Origin of the sequence: Streptacidiphilus melanogenes (genome assembly GCF_000787835.1) — a bacterium.
In the GTDB taxonomy this organism is placed as follows: Bacteria; Actinomycetota; Actinomycetes; order Streptomycetales; family Streptomycetaceae; genus Streptacidiphilus; species Streptacidiphilus melanogenes.
The window spans coordinates 73,315-90,503 of record NZ_BBPP01000005.1 but is presented as its reverse complement, the minus strand read 5'-3'; the positions used below and the strand labels follow the sequence as shown (position 1 = coordinate 90,503).

15 protein-coding genes are annotated in these 17,189 nt (G+C 71.5%); 8 read left to right on the top strand and 7 right to left on the bottom strand.

The window, feature by feature from the left end; all coding sequences use genetic code 11:
• The first annotated feature begins 207 nt into the window (after positions 1-207).
• The 6 genes from dnaK to TR49_RS07810 all read left to right on the top strand — a co-directional run bounded on the left by dnaK (position 208) and on the right by TR49_RS07810 (position 6,658).
• On the top strand, positions 208-2,061 hold the full coding sequence (dnaK, locus tag TR49_RS07835) for a molecular chaperone DnaK (protein ID WP_042378686.1): 1,854 nt from the start codon (positions 208-210) through the stop codon (positions 2,059-2,061).
• Positions 2,058-2,756: a nucleotide exchange factor GrpE gene (gene grpE, locus TR49_RS07830; protein ID WP_042378685.1), complete on the top strand. Its 699-nt coding sequence runs from the start codon at positions 2,058-2,060 to the stop codon at positions 2,754-2,756. Before dnaK ends, grpE begins: the two co-directional genes overlap by 4 nt.
• Positions 2,757-2,849: 93 nt before the next feature.
• Positions 2,850-4,022, top strand: coding sequence for a molecular chaperone DnaJ (dnaJ, locus tag TR49_RS07825; RefSeq protein WP_042378683.1), 1,173 nt, complete (start codon positions 2,850-2,852; stop codon positions 4,020-4,022).
• A 1-nt stretch (position 4,023) separates the two neighbouring features.
• The gene (locus tag TR49_RS07820) at positions 4,024-4,470 is read left to right on the top strand and encodes a heat shock protein transcriptional repressor HspR (protein ID WP_439654088.1); all 447 of its coding nucleotides are present in this window, start codon (positions 4,024-4,026) and stop codon (positions 4,468-4,470) included.
• 424 nt (positions 4,471-4,894) lie between these two features.
• Positions 4,895-5,926, top strand: coding sequence for a LuxR C-terminal-related transcriptional regulator (locus tag TR49_RS07815; protein WP_160311552.1), 1,032 nt, complete (start codon positions 4,895-4,897; stop codon positions 5,924-5,926).
• Positions 5,927-6,130: 204 nt separating this feature from the next.
• Positions 6,131-6,658: a hypothetical protein gene (locus TR49_RS07810; RefSeq protein WP_152627118.1), complete on the top strand. Its 528-nt coding sequence runs from the start codon at positions 6,131-6,133 to the stop codon at positions 6,656-6,658.
• On the opposite strand, the gene TR49_RS07805 is transcribed toward TR49_RS07810, so the two are convergent.
• Positions 6,636-7,745 carry a TDT family transporter gene (locus TR49_RS07805; protein WP_084724670.1) on the bottom strand — a complete coding sequence of 370 codons (1,110 nt, stop codon included), beginning with the start codon at positions 7,743-7,745 and terminating at the stop codon, positions 6,636-6,638. The genes TR49_RS07810 and TR49_RS07805 overlap by 23 nt on opposite strands.
• A gap of 70 nt (positions 7,746-7,815) precedes the next feature.
• Between TR49_RS07805 and TR49_RS07800 the strand changes: the two genes are divergently transcribed.
• Positions 7,816-8,772, top strand: a complete 957-nt coding sequence (locus TR49_RS07800) for a LysR family transcriptional regulator (protein ID WP_042378680.1) — start codon at positions 7,816-7,818, stop codon at positions 8,770-8,772.
• An 18-nt stretch (positions 8,773-8,790) separates the two neighbouring features.
• On the opposite strand, the gene TR49_RS07795 is transcribed toward TR49_RS07800, so the two are convergent.
• A complete protein-coding gene (locus TR49_RS07795; RefSeq protein ID WP_042378678.1) occupies positions 8,791-10,074 on the bottom strand; it encodes an MFS transporter in 1,284 nt (427 codons plus the stop codon).
• A 181-nt stretch (positions 10,075-10,255) separates the two neighbouring features.
• Positions 10,256-11,050 (bottom strand): carbon-nitrogen family hydrolase, encoded by a 795-nt coding sequence (locus tag TR49_RS07790; RefSeq protein WP_042378675.1) that lies wholly within the window; start codon positions 11,048-11,050, stop codon positions 10,256-10,258.
• A 118-nt stretch (positions 11,051-11,168) separates the two neighbouring features.
• Here TR49_RS07790 and TR49_RS07785 point away from each other — a divergent pair, with 118 nt between their 5' ends.
• Positions 11,169-11,996, top strand: a complete 828-nt coding sequence (locus tag TR49_RS07785) for a maleylpyruvate isomerase family mycothiol-dependent enzyme (RefSeq protein WP_042379071.1) — start codon at positions 11,169-11,171, stop codon at positions 11,994-11,996.
• Positions 11,997-12,050: 54 nt separating this feature from the next.
• On the opposite strand, the gene TR49_RS07780 is transcribed toward TR49_RS07785, so the two are convergent.
• From TR49_RS07780 to TR49_RS07765, 4 genes are all read right to left on the bottom strand, one after another.
• Positions 12,051-13,445 (bottom strand): MFS transporter, encoded by a 1,395-nt coding sequence (locus TR49_RS07780; RefSeq protein WP_042378673.1) that lies wholly within the window; start codon positions 13,443-13,445, stop codon positions 12,051-12,053.
• A 72-nt stretch (positions 13,446-13,517) separates the two neighbouring features.
• On the bottom strand, positions 13,518-14,537 hold the full coding sequence (locus TR49_RS07775) for a trypsin-like serine peptidase (protein ID WP_152627117.1): 1,020 nt from the start codon (positions 14,535-14,537) through the stop codon (positions 13,518-13,520).
• Between the two features lie 155 nt (positions 14,538-14,692).
• Positions 14,693-15,814 carry a M64 family metallopeptidase gene (locus TR49_RS39725; RefSeq protein ID WP_052434096.1) on the bottom strand — a complete coding sequence of 374 codons (1,122 nt, stop codon included), beginning with the start codon at positions 15,812-15,814 and terminating at the stop codon, positions 14,693-14,695.
• A 141-nt stretch (positions 15,815-15,955) separates the two neighbouring features.
• The coding region (locus TR49_RS07765) for a dihydrolipoamide acetyltransferase family protein (protein WP_042379066.1) at positions 15,956-17,189 on the bottom strand (1,234 nt) is incomplete at its 5' end.

Here is a 17,189-nt window from a genome sequence, read left to right as displayed (position 1 = left end):
TAGTAACTTATCTCAGTTCATGCCGAGCGTAGCGATTCGCGTACACGATCCACAGCTGAAGCAGGGGTGACATACGGCACCACCGCCCATGCGGCGTAGGGGCGACATAAAGTTGAGTCGTGCCCACTCATGTCTGTTGACGAAGCCGAAGGCGTCAGGCACTCTTGAGTCTGTTCAGCTCAACTTCCTCTCTTGGAGGGTTCCACGATGGCTCGTGCGGTCGGTATCGACCTCGGTACGACGAACTCTGTCGTCAGCGTCCTCGAAGGCGGTGAGCCCACCGTCATCACCAACGCCGAGGGCGCCCGGACCACACCGTCCGTCGTCGCCTTCGCCAAGAACGGCGAGGTGCTCGTCGGCGAGGTCGCCAAGCGACAGGCGGTCACCAACGTTGACCGCACCATCCGCTCGGTGAAGCGCCACATGGGCACCGACTGGAAGATCAACATCGACGGCAAGGACTTCACGCCGCAGCAGATCTCGGCCTTCGTGCTGCAGAAGCTGAAGCGCGACGCCGAGTCCTACCTGGGCGAGAAGGTCGCCGACGCGGTGATCACCGTGCCGGCGTACTTCAACGACTCCGAGCGTCAGGCGACGAAGGAGGCCGGTGAGATCGCGGGCCTCAACGTCCTGCGCATCGTCAACGAGCCGACCGCCGCCGCCCTGGCCTACGGTCTCGACAAGGACGACCAGACCATTCTGGTCTTCGACCTCGGTGGTGGCACGTTCGACGTGTCGCTGCTGGAGATCGGCGACGGCGTCGTCGAGGTGAAGGCCACCAACGGTGACAACCACCTCGGTGGTGACGACTGGGACCAGCGGGTCGTGGACCACCTGGTCAAGCAGTTCCAGAACGGCCACGGCGTCGACCTGTCCAAGGACAAGATGGCCCTCCAGCGCCTGCGCGAGGCGGCGGAGAAGGCCAAGATCGAGCTGTCGTCCTCGAGCGAGACCTCGATCAACCTGCCCTACATCACGGCCTCCGCCGAGGGCCCGCTGCACCTGGACGAGAAGCTCACCCGCTCCCAGTTCCAGCAGCTGACCTCGGACCTGCTGGACCGCTGCAAGACCCCGTTCCACAACGTCATCAAGGACGCCGGCATCCAGCTGTCCGAGATCGACCACGTGGTCATGGTCGGCGGCTCCACCCGTATGCCGGCCGTCGCCGAGCTCGTCCGCGAGCTGACCGGCGGCAAGGAGCCCAACAAGGGCGTGAACCCGGACGAGGTCGTCGCCATCGGCGCGTCCCTCCAGGCCGGTGTCCTCAAGGGCGAGGTCAAGGACGTCCTGCTGCTCGACGTCACCCCGCTGTCCCTCGGCATCGAGACCAAGGGCGGCATCATGACCAAGCTGATCGAGCGCAACACCACGATCCCGACCAAGCGCTCCGAGATCTTCACCACGGCCGAGGACAACCAGCCGTCCGTGCAGATCCAGGTCTACCAGGGCGAGCGCGAGATCGCGGCGTACAACAAGAAGCTCGGCATGTTCGAGCTGACCGGTCTGCCGCCGGCGCCGCGCGGCGTCCCGCAGATCGAGGTCACCTTCGACATCGACGCCAACGGCATCATGCACGTCTCCGCCAAGGACCTCGGTACCGGCAAGGAGCAGCGCATGGCCGTCACCGGCGGCTCGGCCCTCCCCAAGGAGGACATCGAGCGGATGATGCGCGAGGCCGAGCAGTTCGCGGAGGACGACCACCGTCGCCGTGAGGCCGCGGAGACCCGCAACACCGCCGAGCAGCTCGTCTACTCGACCGAGAAGTTCATCAAGGACAACGAGGACAAGGTCCCGGGTGACATCAAGGACGAGGTGGGCGCCGCCGTCGCCGATCTCAAGGAGAAGCTGAAGGGCGAGGACAGCGCGGCCATCCGCGAGGCCTCGGAGAAGCTCTCCACCGTCTCCCAGAAGCTCGGCCAGGCCCTGTACGCCCAGGCCGGCGAAGGTGCGGCCGCGGCCGGCGGCCCGCAGGACGCCCCGCACGCCGACGCCCACGTCGAGGACGACGTCGTGGACGCCGAGATCGTCGACGACGAGAAGCGCGAGGGCGGTGCCAAGTGACGGAAGAGACGCGGGGCAACACTGAGGAGCCCGGCGCCGCTTCCGGCAAGACCGCCAAGGGCCGCGGCGCGGCGGGCGACAAGCCCGCCGCGGCCGCGGCCGCGGCGGAGGAGACGGAGGCGGGCACCGAGTCCGTCGCCGACCTGCGCAAGCAGCTGGCCGAGCGCACCGCTGACCTGCAGCGGCTCCAGGCGGAGTACCAGAACTACCGCAAGCGCGTCGAGCGCGACCGGGTGACGGTCCGTGAGATCGCTGTCGCGGCGATCCTGGAGAACCTCCTGCCCGTCCTCGACGACATCGGCCGCGCCCGCGACCACGACGAGCTGACGGGCGGCTTCAAGTCCGTCGGCGAGTCGCTGGAGACGGTCGTCGCCAAGCTGGGTCTCCAGCAGTTCGGCAAGCAGGGGGAGATCTTCGACCCCCAGCTGCACGAGGCGCTGATGCACAGCTACTCGCCGGACGTCGAGGAGACGACGTGCGTGCAGATCCTCCAGCCCGGGTACAAGATCGGCGACCGGATCATCCGCCCCGCGCGGGTGGCCGTCGCCGAGCCGGAGCCGGGCGGCTCCTCCGTCACGGAGGGCGCCAAGGAGGAGAAGACGGACGCGAAGAGCGAGAACTCCGTCGCAGCCAAGGACTCCGAGAGCGCCAAGAGCGCCAAGGGCTCCAAGGACGAGAGTGACGCAGAGAAGTAGCCGACCGGGGTCGGCCGCGGGCGCGCGTGAGCGGGCGTCCCGGCCGGCCCCGGACCGTACGAACACGATCAGCAGCGGTGAGGAGGGAGCGCGTTGAGCGGCAAGGACTACGTGGAGAAGGACTACTACAAGATCCTGGGCGTGCCCAAGGACGCCTCCATCGCTGAGATCAAGAAGGCCTACCGGAAGCTGGCCCGGGAGAACCACCCCGACGCCAACAAGGGCGACAAGGCCGCCGAGGAGCGCTTCAAGGAGATCTCCGAGGCCAACGACGTCCTGTCCGACCCCAAGCGCCGCAAGGACTACGACGAGGCGCGCGCCCTCTTCGCCAACGGCGGCTTCCGCCCCGGCGGCGCGGGCGGCGGCTTCAACTTCGACCTCGGCGACCTCTTCGGCGGCACCGGCCAGACCACGACCCAGAGCGGCGGCGGCTTCGGCGGCGGCGTCGGGGACCTGTTCGGCGGCCTCTTCGGCGGCCGCGGCCGGGGCACCACGACGCAGCCGCGGCGCGGCGCGGACGTGGAGTCCGAGGTGACGCTCAGCTTCGTCGAGGCCGTCGAGGGCGCCACCGTCCCGATCCGGATGACCAGTCAGGCGGCCTGCAAGGCCTGCGCGGGCACCGGCGCGAAGGCGGGCACCACCCCGCGCGTCTGTCCGACCTGCGTCGGCACCGGCTACGTCAGCCGCGGCCAGGGCAACTTCGCCCTCAGCGAGCCCTGCCGGGACTGCAAGGGCCGCGGGCTGCTGGTCGACGACCCGTGCGAGGTCTGCCACGGCAGCGGGCGGGCCACCTCGGCGCGCACCATGCAGGTGCGCATCCCGGCCGGTGTCGGCGACGACCAGCGGATCCGGCTCAAGGGCAAGGGCGCCCAGGGCGAGCGCGGGGGCCCCGCGGGCGACCTGTACGTCACGGTCCACGTCACCGCGCACCCGGTCTTCGGGCGGCGCGGCGACAATCTGACGGTGACGGTGCCGGTCTCCTTCCCCGAGGCGGCGCTCGGTGGCACGATCCGGGTGCCGACGCTCGGCGGTCCCCCCGTGACCATGAAGCTCCCCGCGGGCACGTCCAACGGCCTGACCATGCGGGCCCGCGGCAAGGGCGCGGTGCGCAAGGACGGCACGCGTGGCGATCTGCTGGTGACGGTCGAGGTGGCGGTCCCCCCGAAGACGGAGGGCGAGGCCAAGGAGGCCCTGGAGAAGTACCGCGACGCGACCTCCGCGGAGGACCCGCGGGCGGCGTTGTTCAAGGCGGCGGAGGAGGCGTGAGATGCCAGGCATGACCGACGGGCCCGGCGGCGGCCGGCGAGCGGCGTACCAGCTGACGGAGTACACCCCGGTGTACGTCATCTCCGTGGCTGCGGAGCTGAGCGGTCTCCACCCGCAGACCCTGCGGCAGTACGACCGGCTCGGCCTCGTCTCCCCCGACCGCACGGCCGGTCGGGGCCGGCGCTACTCGGCCCGGGACATCGAGCAGCTGCGCGAGGTCCAGCGCCTCTCCCAGGAGGAGGGCATCAACCTCGCCGGCATCAAGCGCATCATCGAACTGGAGAACCAGGTCGCCGCGCTCCAGGCGCGCGTGGCCGAGCTCCAGGGCGCCGCGGAGGCCGCGGCCGCAGCGGTGCACGCCTCGTACCGGCGCGACCTGGTGCCGTACCAGCAGAGCTCGGCTCTGGTCGTCTGGCGCCCCAAGCCGCGCCCGGACGGCACACGCTAGACGTGCAGGCGACAGGCATGCAGAACCGAGGGACCGTGTCCGGGGAGGCACGGTCCCTCAGTTTTTGCAGACCCCGGTCGTCGAGGAGGATCGACCGGGGAGACTCTTGGACCTAGCGGTTTGCGGTGGCGGTCATGTGGCCGCCGTCCCACACGCTGTCCGCAGAAGCCGTGGCGACGCCGGTGAACAACACCGCAGCCCCCAGGGACAACGCCACAACAGCAAATCTCAAACCGCGACGCGTGGAACGCATGACACAACTTCCTTCCGAGCGCAGGTCACCGGATCATACGATGCTTGACCAAAGCTGCTCCCCCGAGACCGTCATCCATCACAATGGGGCACGAACGTGACAGGACGGGCTGCGGGTCAGTGGCAACAAGTGGCAGGTCTTGAAATGGCCAGAGGAGATTCCGGGATCAAAGTGGACGAATCAACGTCGCCCAGTGGAATGCTTCCCCCGGAGCTCAGTCCGGCCGCGGTGAACGTCTACCGGCGGGCCCTCGAGGAAGGAGAATTCCGCTTCGAGGCCGCCGTGGCCGCGTCCGGTCTGCCCCATGACCAGGTCGTCGAGTGCCGGGACGCCCTCTTGGCCTGCCAGCTGCTCCAGCCGTCCTCCGAGAACCCGGGAACCCTGGTGCCGGTCAATCCCGAGCTCGCCATAGCACGATTGGCCGAGCCGATCGAGAGCACGATCCGCTCCTACCGCCAGGCCATGGAGAGCACCCGGGAGCGACTGCTCCAGCTGATGCCCGCCTATCTCGGCCGGACCGCGTCCGGCTCCGCGTCGGGCGGCCTGGAGATCATCACCGAGGCGGCCGAGGTCCAGCTCCTGGTCAACCACGCCGTCGACACCTGCAGCAAGGAGTGGCTGTCCGTCCAGCCCGGGGGCGCCCGCGACCCGATAGCGCTCCAGCAGGCCCTCCCGCGGGATCTGGAGGCCGTCCACCGCGGCGTCCGGGTGCGCTCGCTCTACCAGCACACCACCCGTACCCAGCTCAGCATCCGCTCCTACGTCTCCGCGATGGCCGAGGCCGGCGCCCAGATACGCACCGCCGACCAACTGGCCGAGCGCATGTTCATATTCGACCGCGAGCTCGCCTTCATTCCACGACGCAGCCAGCCCGGCCAGCCGCCGGGCGCCGTCGTGGTCCGCGAGCCGGTCCTCATCTCCTTCCTGTGCACGCTCTTCGACCAGTTCTGGGCGAACGCCATGCCCTTCATCACGGACGGTCCGGGGTACCAGAACGTCTCCAGCGAGCTCCGGGTCGCCCTGCTCGGCCTGCTCGCGCAGGGCCTCAAGGACGAGGTGGTGGCCAAGCGACTCGGCATGTCCGTCCGCACCTGCCGCCGTCACATCGCCTCGATCATGCAGGAGCTCGGCGCGGAGAGCCGGTTCGAGGCGGGGGTCAAAGCAGCACAGATGGGACTGCTCACAAGCTCAGAGCTCGAGTGACCGTGCATCTCATGCCACTACCCGGCAGTTTGATGTCACAGGCGGAATCTGGACGCTCACGTGTTCTCCCCAGCACCATCGAAGCATCCCCCCAAGGGTTGCCGGCGCCGGCACCTGATTCCCCCGTCTGACTGCGCAGCACTCATCCCGCAACGTACGGGAGTTGTCGTTGCGCGGTCAACCATGTCGATGGAGCCGATCGTGATGACCGAGCTGTCCGACGCGGAGCTCGCGGCTGACGCACGCCGCACCATGCGCGTCTTCCTCGCCGCCCCGTCGCTGCGCCTCACCGGTCCCGCCGACGGCGTCTTCAGCCTGGCACTGCGCGGCAAGATCTCCTCCCTGCGCGAGGCCCTGCTCGACGCCGGCGTGAGCGTGTTCAGCACGCACCACGACGACGTGTGGACCACCCGCGGCGTCGGAGTCGGGCTGCGCGTCCCCTCCGCGTTCCGCGCCATGCAGTCCGCCGACCTGGCCATCGCCTACGTCGGTTCGCCCCTCTCCGCCGGGGTCGGCATGGAGCTGGGCTGGGCCACCGCGCTGCGCAAGCCGGTCGTGCTGCTGGTCGACAAGGCCGTCGCCCACAGCCCGATGATCTCCACGCTGGAGGAGGTCTCGCCGGTGCTTCCGCTGGAGTTCGACACCACCTGGACCGACCAGCAGCTGCGCCACACGATCATCACCGCGCTCGACTGGGCCGACACGTCCCTCACCTACCCCGAGGCGTCCTGACGAACGCCGGCAGCGACCGGGCCGTGCGCAGCGCCGCCACGGCCCAGGCCGCGACCAGCAGCGCGTAGAGCGCCGCCGACACCACCGCGAAGGCATCCGACCCGGTGCGGGCGTAGAGGCCGGCCGCACCGGTGACGCAGGTGCCGACCGGGAACGTGTACGCCCACCAGGTCATCGCGAACGGCATGCCCTGGCGCAGCCCGCGCACCGTCGCCGCACCCGCCACCGCCAGCCAGAGCAGTGCGAAGCCGAGCACCGGCACGCCGTAGAGCAGGGCGAAGCCCGCGAAGACCGCGGGGCCGTGCGCCGCGAACTGCGTCACCGCGGTGACCGACTGACCGAGCGGGCCGAGCACCAGAAAGAGCGTGGGGACCAGCACCGGCGGCAGCGGGCCCTCGTGCGCCAGCCGCGCGAAGAGCGTCGGCAGCAGCATCAGCACGGCGACCAGGCTCATGCCGAACATCGCCACACACGCGAACAGCATGGTCTGCTGCGCCTGCCCTGCCGGCAGATGGGGAACCAACGCCGGGCCGAGCGCGGCGGAGACCATCGGCGCGACGACCGGCAGCAGCCAGGTGGGCACGGCGTCCGCGCGGGTGACGCGGTACCGCGTCACCAGCCCGAACATCACCGTCCCCGCCGCCCAGAGCCCGTAGAGCGTCCCCAGGGTCCACAGCACGGCGTCCACGGCCAGGCCCACGCCCGGGCCGAGCAGCGGCTCGCCCGCGCCCAGGGCGCCGAAGCCCACGGCCATCAGCGCCATCGGCGGGCAGCCGAGGAAGACGGCGACCGAGGGGTCGTCCAGCGGCCGGACCCGGGCGCGGTCCAGACGGCCGAGCAGCCGGATTCCGGCGAGCGTGAGCAGCCCCGCGAAGCCGAGCACCCAGAACAGCTCCGCCCACACCGCCGGCAGCCCGCCCGGCAGGACGTGCGCGCCGTTGGCGACGATCGCCGTGCCCATCACCGCGGCGTACCAGTTGGGCCCGAAGCGGCCGGCGGCCGCGATCACGGGGTGGTCGGCGAACCGGTCGGCGAACCTGTCGGTGACCCGCGTGGTGAGGGGCAGGGTGAGGGTGCTGGAGGCCATGTCTCCATGCTCGTTCCGGCCCGTGCCCGTCAGTAGGGACCGATCTTCGGTGGGGACATAAGCTGGATCTATGAGCTCGACCCCAGGCCCGGTCACCACCCCCCTCTCGCCGCACGTGCCCGAGCTCGGCGCGCTGGAGCTGCTGCTGGCCGTGGTCCGGCTCGGGAGCCTCGGCCGGGCCGCCGCGGAGCTGGGCGTCACCCAGCCCGCCGCCTCGGCGCGGATCGCCGCCATGGAGCGGCAGATCGGCGTCACCCTGCTGGAGCGCTCCCCGCGCGGCTCCCGGCCGACCGAGGCGGGCGCGCTGGTCGCCGAGTGGGCGGCGCAGGTGGTCGGCGCCGCGCGGGCGCTGGACGCCGGGGTCGCCGCACTGCGGGAGCGCCGGGACGCGCGGCTGCGGGTGTCGGCCAGCCTGACCGTCGCCGAGTACCTGATGCCGGGCTGGCTGCTGGCCCTGCACGCGGCGCTGCCCGGCACGGCCGTGACGCTGCGCGCGGCGAACTCCACCGAGGTGGCCGCGCAGGTGCTGGACGGGGAGGCGGATCTCGGCTTCGTCGAGGGCGTGCGGATCCCGACGGGACTGGACGGCGTGGTCGTGGCACGCGACCGACTGCTGCTGCTGGTCGCCCCCGCGCACCGCTGGGCCCGTCGGCGCGCCCCGCTCTCGCCCGCCGAGGTGGCCACCACGCCGCTCATCCTGCGTGAGCAGGGCAGCGGCACCCGGGAGGTGCTGGACGCGGCTCTCGCGCCCGCGGGCGGCCTCGCCGAGCCGCTGCTCACCCTGGCGTCGACGACCGCGCTCAAGTCGGCGGCGACGACGGGGGCGGGACCCGCCGTGCTGAGCGAGCTCGCCGTGGCCGACGACCTGGCCTCCGGCCGCCTGGTGGCCGTTCCGGTCACCGGCCTCGACCTGGAACGACCACTGCGCGCGGTGTGGCCCAAGGGCGCGAAGCCCAAGGGCCCGGCCCGCGAGCTGCTCTCCCTGATCCGCGCCACGCGCGCTCCGCGACCGGACCGGCAGGGCTGACACCTCGTCCGCGGACGCTCAGCTCTCCGGGATGTCGCGCCAGCCCCGCAGCGGGGAGGCGAGGAGCCAGAGGCCGGTGGCGGCGAGGAAGCCGGTGGCGAACCAGAGGGCCGTGTGCAGGCCCAGCCAGGTGCCGACGATGCCACCGAGCAGCGCGCCCAGCGGCATCGTGCTCCAGACGACCCAGCGGATGCCGGCGTTGACGCGGCCGAGCAGCTCCCTGGGGATGTTCGACTGCCGGTAGGCCATCTGCGCGGTCTGGTAGACCGCGCCGCCCGCGTTGAAGACGGCCCAGCCGAGCGAGTAGAGGATCAGGCCGTATCCGGGGGTGGCCAGCGGCATCATCAGCGCGAAAGGGGCGCAGACGATCAGCGACAGCCACATCACCCGGGCGTTGCCCACCCGGACGGTCAGCGGCTTGGCGAGCAGGCTGCCGACGAAGCCGCCCAGCACGCCCGCGCCGAGCACGACGCCGACCACGGGGGCCGCCGCGTGCAGGCTGCGCACGAGGTAGACGACCTCCAGGCTGCCCACGGCGACGATGCCGAGGTTGGCCGTCGCGGTGCAGCAGGCGATCGCGCGCAGCACCGGGTTGCGCCAGGCGTAGCGCAGGCCCACCGTCATCGCCACGCGGAAGCTGACCGGCGTGGTCCGGCTGCGGTCCGGCTCCGGCGCGGGGTCGGGGGATCGCATCAGGACCAGCGTGGCGGCGGCGATCACGTAGGAGACCGCGTCGACGGCGAGGGCCCGGGCCGCCGTCACCACACCGGCGAGCAGCGCGCCGAGGGCCGGGCCTGCGGCGTCGGAAGCGGTCTCGGTGGCGTTCAGCTTCGCGTTGCCGTCGACGAGCTGGTCGCGCGTCAGCACGCCCGGCAGGTAGCTGAGGTCGGCGATGCCGAAGAAGACGCCGACGCTGCCCACCGCGGCGGTCACGACGTAGAGCTGCCAGAGGTGGACGTGTCCGAAGAAGGCGACGGCCGGGACGGAGCCCATGGCCACCGCGCACAGGACCTGACACCAGATCATCAGCCGGCGCTTGCGCAGCCGGTCCACGACGACGCCCGCGGGCAGGGAGAGGACCGCCGCGGGGAGCCGGCGGGCGAGGCTCAGCATGGCGATCTGGAACGTGGTCGCACCCACGTCCTGAACGGCCATCAGCGGGATCAGCAGGGTGGAGACGGCCGAGCCGAGGTCGCTGGTCGCGCCGCCGCCCCAGAGCAGCAGGAAGTCCCTGTCGCGCCACAGCGATGTACGCGCCTGTGAGGGGAGAGGCGTCGCCGTGGACGCTGTTTTGTCAGGCACTCATCACATTTACCGCATACCGTCGTGCAGGCCAACCAGAATGCGGTGTGAGCGCTGATCATCATGTCTGCTTTACGGAACCCTCACCAGATCTGCCACCACGAGCATCGGTGACAGCTTCCTGCCAAGGCCGGATTTACCGCTTCCGGCCACCGCGCCGACACTTCACCGACTCAGCAGGTCACCACTTCTGACGGTCCCGCAGCACCGGGAAGTCGGTACGGGTGCGCTCGACCACAGCCGGGTCGAACTCGACCGTCAGCACGTCCTCCACGCTGCCGCCCTCGCCGCCGTTCGCCTCGCCCAGCACGGTCCCCCACGGGTCCACCACGACGCTGAGCCCCGCCTGCGCCACGCCGCCGTGCGTGCCCGCGTTGTTGCACGCGAGAACGAACGCCTGCTCCTCCACCGCCCGCGCCCGCGCCAGCAGCGACCAGTGCGCGGCACGGCGGGCCGGCCACGCCGCCGGGAGCACGAACAGTTCCGCGCCCTGGTCGAGCATGGCCCGGAACAGCTCGGGGAAGCGCAGGTCGTAACAGGTGGCCAGGCCCATCCGCCCGAACGGCGTGTCCACCACGCACAGTTCCTGCCCGGCCGCCATCAGCGCGGCCTCACCGCTGTCGAAGCCGAAGCGGTGGATCTTCCGGTACCAGGCGTGCAGTTCGCCGTCCGGCGCGAAGAGCAGCGAGGTGTTGCAGAGCGGCCCCTCCGGGTCCCGTTCCACGATCGAGCCGGCGTGCAGCCAGACGCCCGCGTCGCGCGCGGCCGCGGACATCGCCTCGGCGGTCGGGCCCTCCAGCGTCTCCGCACCGGTCCCCCACGCCTCGTACGCGAAGCCGCCGAGGGTCCACAGCTCCGGCAGCACCACGAGATCTGCGACGCCGCGCTGCGCGCGCACCAGCTCGGCGATCCGGGCCCGGCGGTCGTCCGCCGACTCGCGCTCGTTCACATCGATCTGGACAAGAGAAGCGCGCACGGTACCACCCGTTTCGTCAAGAGCCCTACGATCAACACCGGAAAGCGCTGCCTGGGGACACCAGGCAGCGTAACGTGCCGATAGCGAAGTTGGCTGCTCCGCCTGAGGGGTCGTGAACGTGACCGACAAGCAGACCGTCCAGGCGTACGCCGATGCCTGGACCCAATCCATCGAGGCCATATCCGAGCTGGTCGCCCCGCTCCCGGAGGGAGCGTGGAACCGGCCTACCGAATGCCCGGGGTGGTCGGTGCGGGACGTCGTCTCGCACATCATCGCCATGGAGTCCGAGCTGCTGGGCGATCCACGCCCCATCCACACGCTGCCACGCGATCTGCGGCACGTCGTGGACGAGTTCAGCCGCCACTGCGAGGTGCCCGTCGACAAGCGGCGTTGCCACACCGCGGTGGAGATGGCCTCCGAGCTGGAGTACACCATCATCCGCCGCTCCCGCGCGCTGCGGAGCGACCGCTACACGCCGACGGACGAGGTCCGCTGGCCGATGGGCCCCTACAGCCGCGAGGTCCCCTTCCACCAACTGCTGCGCACCCGCGTCTTCGACGTGTGGACCCACGAGCAGGACATCCGCAGGGCCCTCGGCCGGGCGGGCGATCTCGACTCCGCGGCGGCCGCCATCACCCGCGACTACCTGATCGAGATGCTCCCCCGCGCCGTCGCCAAGCTGGCCGACGCGCCCGCCGGCACGACGGCCGTCTTCGACGTCCACGGCGAGCAGGAGTTCATGCGCACCGTCCACGTCGACGCGGACGGCCGCGGCCGCGTCGACGGCGAGGTCCTCCTCGCCCCGGCAGTGGCCCTCAGCACGGACTGGGAGACCTTCTCCCGCCTCGCCTGCGGTCGGATCCCGGCCAACGCGGCGGACGTCAAGGTGGAGGGCGACGAGGAGCTCGCCCGCCTCATCCTGGACAACTTCGCCGTCACACCGTGATGCCGGGGTCCGCTCCGGCGGACCCCCAGGGGTGAGGGCAACCCCGGGTGGGCTCTAGCCCGCGGCGCGGGGGACGGGGACCGTGGCGGTGAGTTCGCGTTCGCGCGCGAGCGCGCGCTTGCGGAGGCGGAGGATCTGGAAGATGCCCATCGCCATCGGCAGGTACAGCATCGCGAACGCCGCACGGAAGCCGTTCGCGGTGTAGTTCGTGCCGCCGCCCGGGGTGTTGAGGTCCAGGACGAGGCCGATCAGGAAGAGCGCCAGGACCGCGGCGACGAAACCGCCCATGTTGACGATGCCGGAGGCCGTCCCGACCCGCTCCGGCGGGTTCACGGGGCGGGCGTAGTCGAGGCCGATGAGGGACGCGGGGCCGTTGCTGCCCATCACGACCGCCAGGGCGACCAGCAGCCACATCGGGACGTGGCCCGGCTGCGGCCAGGCCAGCACCACGGCCCACGCCGCGCCCGTGGTGAGGACGACCGCGAAGACCGTCGGCGTCCGCCAGCGCGGCCTGCGCGACATCAGCTGGCCGAAGAGGACCGCGAAGCCCATGCCCGCGACGATCACCAGGCTGAGCAGCGCGCCGGAGAGGGCACGCGAGAGGTGCTGGCCGGACATGAGGAACGGCATGCCCCACAGCAGCAGGAAGCTGGATGCGGGGAACGCCGTGGTGAAGTGGACCCACATGCCGAGCCGGGTGCCGGGCTCACGCCAGGAGGCGTGGATCTGGTCGCGGAGCGAGAAGCCCGGTGCGGGCACGGGTGCGTCGGGGACGCGTGCGCTGCGGCGCGCGAACAGCGGTTCGCGCGGGGCGCTGTCCGGCGTCTCGCGCAGGACCAGCACCACCAGGGCGAGCACGCCGAAGCCCAGCAGGGCGGTGGTGCCGAAGGTCGCCGTCCAGCCAGCGCTGTGCAGGACCTGGGAGAGCACCAGCGTCGAGACGAGGTTGCCGACAGTGCCGACCAGGCCGGTGAGCTGGGCGATGAAGGGGTTGCGGAAGATCGGGAACCAGCGGGAGCCGATCCGCAGCACGCTGACGAAGGTCATCGCGTCGCCGCAGCCCAGCCCGCCGCGGGCGAGCAGCGCGGGGGTGAAGGAGGTCGCCAGCGCGAAGCCGAGCTGTCCGGCGGTGAGCAGCACGAGGCCCGCGCTGAGGATCCGGCGCGGGCCGTGGCGGTCGACCAGGAGGCCGACGGGTATCTGCATCCCGGCGTAGACCAGGACCTGCAGGATGGAGAAGGTGGACAGCGCCGAGGCGTTGATCCCGAACCGGGCCGCCGCGTCGACCCCGGCGACGCCGAGGCTGGTGCGGTGGACGACGGCGAGGACGTAGACCGTGACGCCGATGCCCCATGCCAGCCAGGCGTCCCTGCCGCCCGGCGGCTCACGCCGCGCCGGGGCGGGAGGTGTGGCGGTCTCGGCGGCACTGGTGGCGGGGTCGGCAGTCATCGTGGCGGCATCCTAATTGGTAGGACGAATCATCCCGGCCCGTGTCCACCGTGTGAAACTTGCAGGCACCAACTAGTGAGACTCGGCCCAGTTGAACAGCGTGTCGATCCGGCTGTCGAAGAACGGGCTGTAGCTGGTCCAGCTGTTCGGGCCGCCCTCCTCGTAGCCGCCGGTGATGCCGACCAGGTAGCCGGTGTTCCCGTTGAAACCGAGCAGCCACGGGCCGCCCGAGGTGCCGCCGAAGAACCCGGTGCAGTACAGCACCATCTGGCGGTAGCCCGAGAGCCGGCTGGTCGGGTAGTTCGGGTGACAGCGGATCGCCTGGTCCGCGGAGTCGGCGGTGATCTTCGGGTAGCCGAGGGCCGTCACGTTCATGGTGTAGGTCGTCGGATGGCTGAGCCAGTTGCCGCCGGTGACCTTCTGGATCTCCTGGCCCTTGCTGTTGGGGGCCACCTGGGCGAAGGCGTAGTCGTAGTCGCTGGTCGCGGCGGTCCCGGTGTAGTGCGAGTCCTTGAAGATCTTGGTGACGGCCCAGATCCCGTAGGGCTGCTGGGAGGCCCCGTGCTGGTACTTCGGCACGTACGCCATCCAGCTGCCCGGGTTGCAGTGCGCCGCCATGATGATCAGGTTGCCGTGGGTGCTGTCCACGACGCTGGCGGTGCAGTAGTGCGTGGTCATGTCCTTGGCGGCGTAGAAGATGATGCCCGTGCTCGACGCGCCCGCGAAGTGGGACGAGCGGGCGATCGAGGTGCTGGTCGCCGCACGGGAGCCGGCCGTGGTGGGCGTCCGCGGAGCGTCGCCCGGGGTCGCCGCGTCCAGCCGCGCCGCGGTCCAGAACCTGGCGGCCGCGGCGGCGTTCCAACTGGCGGCGGAGGTGGCGGCGACCCGCGGGGACACCGCCATGGATCCGGTCCCGGGCGCCCCCGGCGCCGCGGACGCGGACGGCTGGGCCGAGGCCCCGGTGGTTCCGCTGCTCCCGCTGATCTCGGCCAGCGCGGACGGGGCGAACACGGCCCCCAGCACGCCCACCGCCACCAGCGCCGCGACCCCTGTCCTGACCCCTCCGAAGCGGCGGCGCCTGCGCTCACCCACGTGGAACTCCCCACCCTCTGATTTTCGTCTTTACACACTCTCATATGACAGGTCGTCCGCCGATCACGTCACCGGTCGCCGTTAGCAGGACGTGACCTGTGCGTTTCCTCTGCGGATCATGAGAACCGGCCCTGCGTGCGGTGCCTCGCCGGGCTTCAGAACCGGCCGACCGGCCACGCCGCCTGCCCCCGCATCCGCGTCCCTCGGAAGGCCTCGTCGCGCACCCATGACGACTCGTCGGTGACGACGGCCCGGACGACGACGCGGGCGTGCCGGTGCAGTCCGAGCGCACCGGTGTCCAGCGCCAGGCCGCCCTCCCGCAACGCGCGCCAGGGCGCGGGGCGGCCGTTCACCGACCAGCTGACGGAGAGTCGGCGACCGCCGCCCGGCAGCAGCAGCGGCCGGACCCGCAGGACCCCGCCCGCCCGCACCGGTCCGGCCTGCGGCGCCGGGTCCGCGCCGTCCAGCAGTCGCAGCTTCCGGTAGAGGGACTCGATGATCGCCTCACGGCAGGGCAGGTTGTAGACGCCGCCGAGGGTCCGCATGATCGAGTCCCGGGTGGGCCGGTACAGCCCGTTGGCACTCCGGTACGCCCCGACCACTCCGCCCGAGGGGTCGGCCGCGCCGAGCCAGCGCCACCACTTCACGTGCGCGGACACCATCGCGTCGGCCCCCTGGTCGGACAGGTTGGGGTAGTCGGCGTCGCCGCCCGGCGCGGAGTCGTACTCGTCACCGAGACCGCCGACGGTGTGCCCCATCTCGTGCTCGATGATGCGGGCCGCGTCCGCCGCCCCCGCGGACAGCGTGGTCACGCCCCTGCCGCCCGCCCCGCCGTAGTCCGTGGAGTCGGCCAGTGCGATCACGTACCGCGGCCCGGCGGCCGGACCGATCCAGTGCTCGACGGCGTCGTCGTCGGCGCAGAGCAGACGCGGCGTGCCGCCGCAGCCGAAGTGCATGCCGAGCGGCGAGCCGTGGCCGATCCCCGAGTGCGGCGAGACCATGTCCACCCGCCGGACGTCGAAGAACCGGGCGTAACTGCGGAACGGCTCCACGGAACTGATGGCTCGCCAGGTCGCCGCCGCCTGCGCGCGAAAGCGCGGAAGCTCCGCGGGGGTGTAGCCGTCGCCGATCAGCACGACGGTGATCCGGTTGCCGGCCGGGCCGTTGTCGACGAGGTCGACGGTGTCCACGACGTGCGGCTCGCACGCCGAGGCGGGGACGGGGGTGGCGCCGAACAGCAGCGTGAACAGCAGCAGGAGTGCGGCAGAGAGCTTCACTCAATGCAGAACGAAGGCGCCGCGGAACCGTTGTTGCACCATTCGGGCACTTCTGGACAGGGTGGCAAGCCGGACCGGCGGCGAGCCGGACAAAGCAAGACGCGGGGAACGGCGTCGTGCCGTTCCCCGCGTCGCGGCCGGCTACTGCCAGCTGATCAGCTTCTTCGGGTCCTGCAGGATCGCCGCGGTGTCGGCGAGCACCTTGGAGCCCAACTCCCCGTCCACCATGCGGTGGTCGAAGGAGAGAGCCAGCGTCGTCACCAGACGCGGGACGACTCGGCCCTTGTGGACCCACGGCAGCTCCCGCACCTGGCCGAAGGCCAGGATCGCGGCCTCGCCCGGGTTCAGGATCGGGGTGCCGGAGTCGACGCCGAAGACGCCCACGTTGGTGATCGTCACCGTCCCGCCCTGCATCGCCGCGGGCGAGGTCTTGCCCTCGCGGGCCACCTCGATCAGCCCCGTCAGCGCCTGGGCCAGCTCCGGGAGCGCCATGCTGCCCGCGTCCTTGATGTTCGGGACGATCAGGCCGCGCGGCGTGGCCGCGGCGATGCCCAGGTTGATCGCGCGCTTGTAGACGATCTCCTGGTTGGCCTCGTCCCAGCTCGCATTGACCTCCGGGTGGCGCCGAATCGCGATCAGCAGAGCCTTGGCGACCAGCAGCAGCGGGCTGACGCGGACGCCCGCACCCAGCTCGCCGGTCTCCTTCAGCTTGGCGACCAGCTTCATCGTGCGGGTGACGTCCACCTGGACCCACTCCGTCACGTGCGGGGCCGTGAAGGCGGAGCTGACCATCGCCGCCGCCGTCGCCTTGCGCACGCCCTTGATCGGCACGCGGGTGTCGCCCAGTGCCCCGGCCCCGAGCGCGGAGCCGACGGGCTCGGCCGGAACCGTGGCGACCGCGGCGGCCGGAGCCGGCGCGGCGGGCGCGGTCGCCGCGGCGACGTGCGCATGCACGTCCTCGCGGCTCACGGTGCCGTGCGGACCCGTCGGCGTGACCGCGGCGAGGTCCACGCCGAGGTCCTTGGCGAGCTTCCGGACCGGCGGCTTGGCCAGCGGACGCTCACCGGGGACCGCGACGGGCGCGGCCGGGACCGCGGGGGCGACCGGCGCGGGGGCGGGCGCGGCGGCCGGAGCCGGCGCGTAGTACGTCGCCTCTCCACCCGACTGCACCACCGTCGGCGCGGCGGCCGCAGCGGCGGGCTTGCGGGCGCGGCGGCGGGACGAGCCCGAGCGCGGGCCGTAGCCGACCAGCACCTCGCGGCGCTCCGGCTCCGGCTCCTCCTCGGCGGCGGCCGCCGGAGCGGGCGCCGCCTCGGCCGGGGCGCCGCCCGCGACCGCGACGCTGATGATCGCCGTGCCTACGTTGACCGTCGTT

Bases quoted from the DNA above. Each gene is read 5' to 3' on its own strand.
- dnaK (WP_042378686.1), top strand. From the start codon at position 208: ATGGCTCGTGCGGTCGGTATCGACCTCGGTACGACGAACTCTGTCGTC.
- TR49_RS07820 (WP_439654088.1), top strand. From the start codon at position 4,024: ATGCCAGGCATGACCGACGGGCCCGGCGGCGGCCGGCGAGCGGCGTAC.
- TR49_RS07810 (WP_152627118.1), top strand. From the start codon at position 6,131: ATGACCGAGCTGTCCGACGCGGAGCTCGCGGCTGACGCACGCCGCACC.
- TR49_RS07805 (WP_084724670.1), bottom strand. From the start codon at position 7,745: ATGGCCTCCAGCACCCTCACCCTGCCCCTCACCACGCGGGTCACCGAC.
- TR49_RS07800 (WP_042378680.1), top strand. From the start codon at position 7,816: ATGAGCTCGACCCCAGGCCCGGTCACCACCCCCCTCTCGCCGCACGTG.
- TR49_RS07780 (WP_042378673.1), bottom strand. From the start codon at position 13,445: ATGACTGCCGACCCCGCCACCAGTGCCGCCGAGACCGCCACACCTCCC.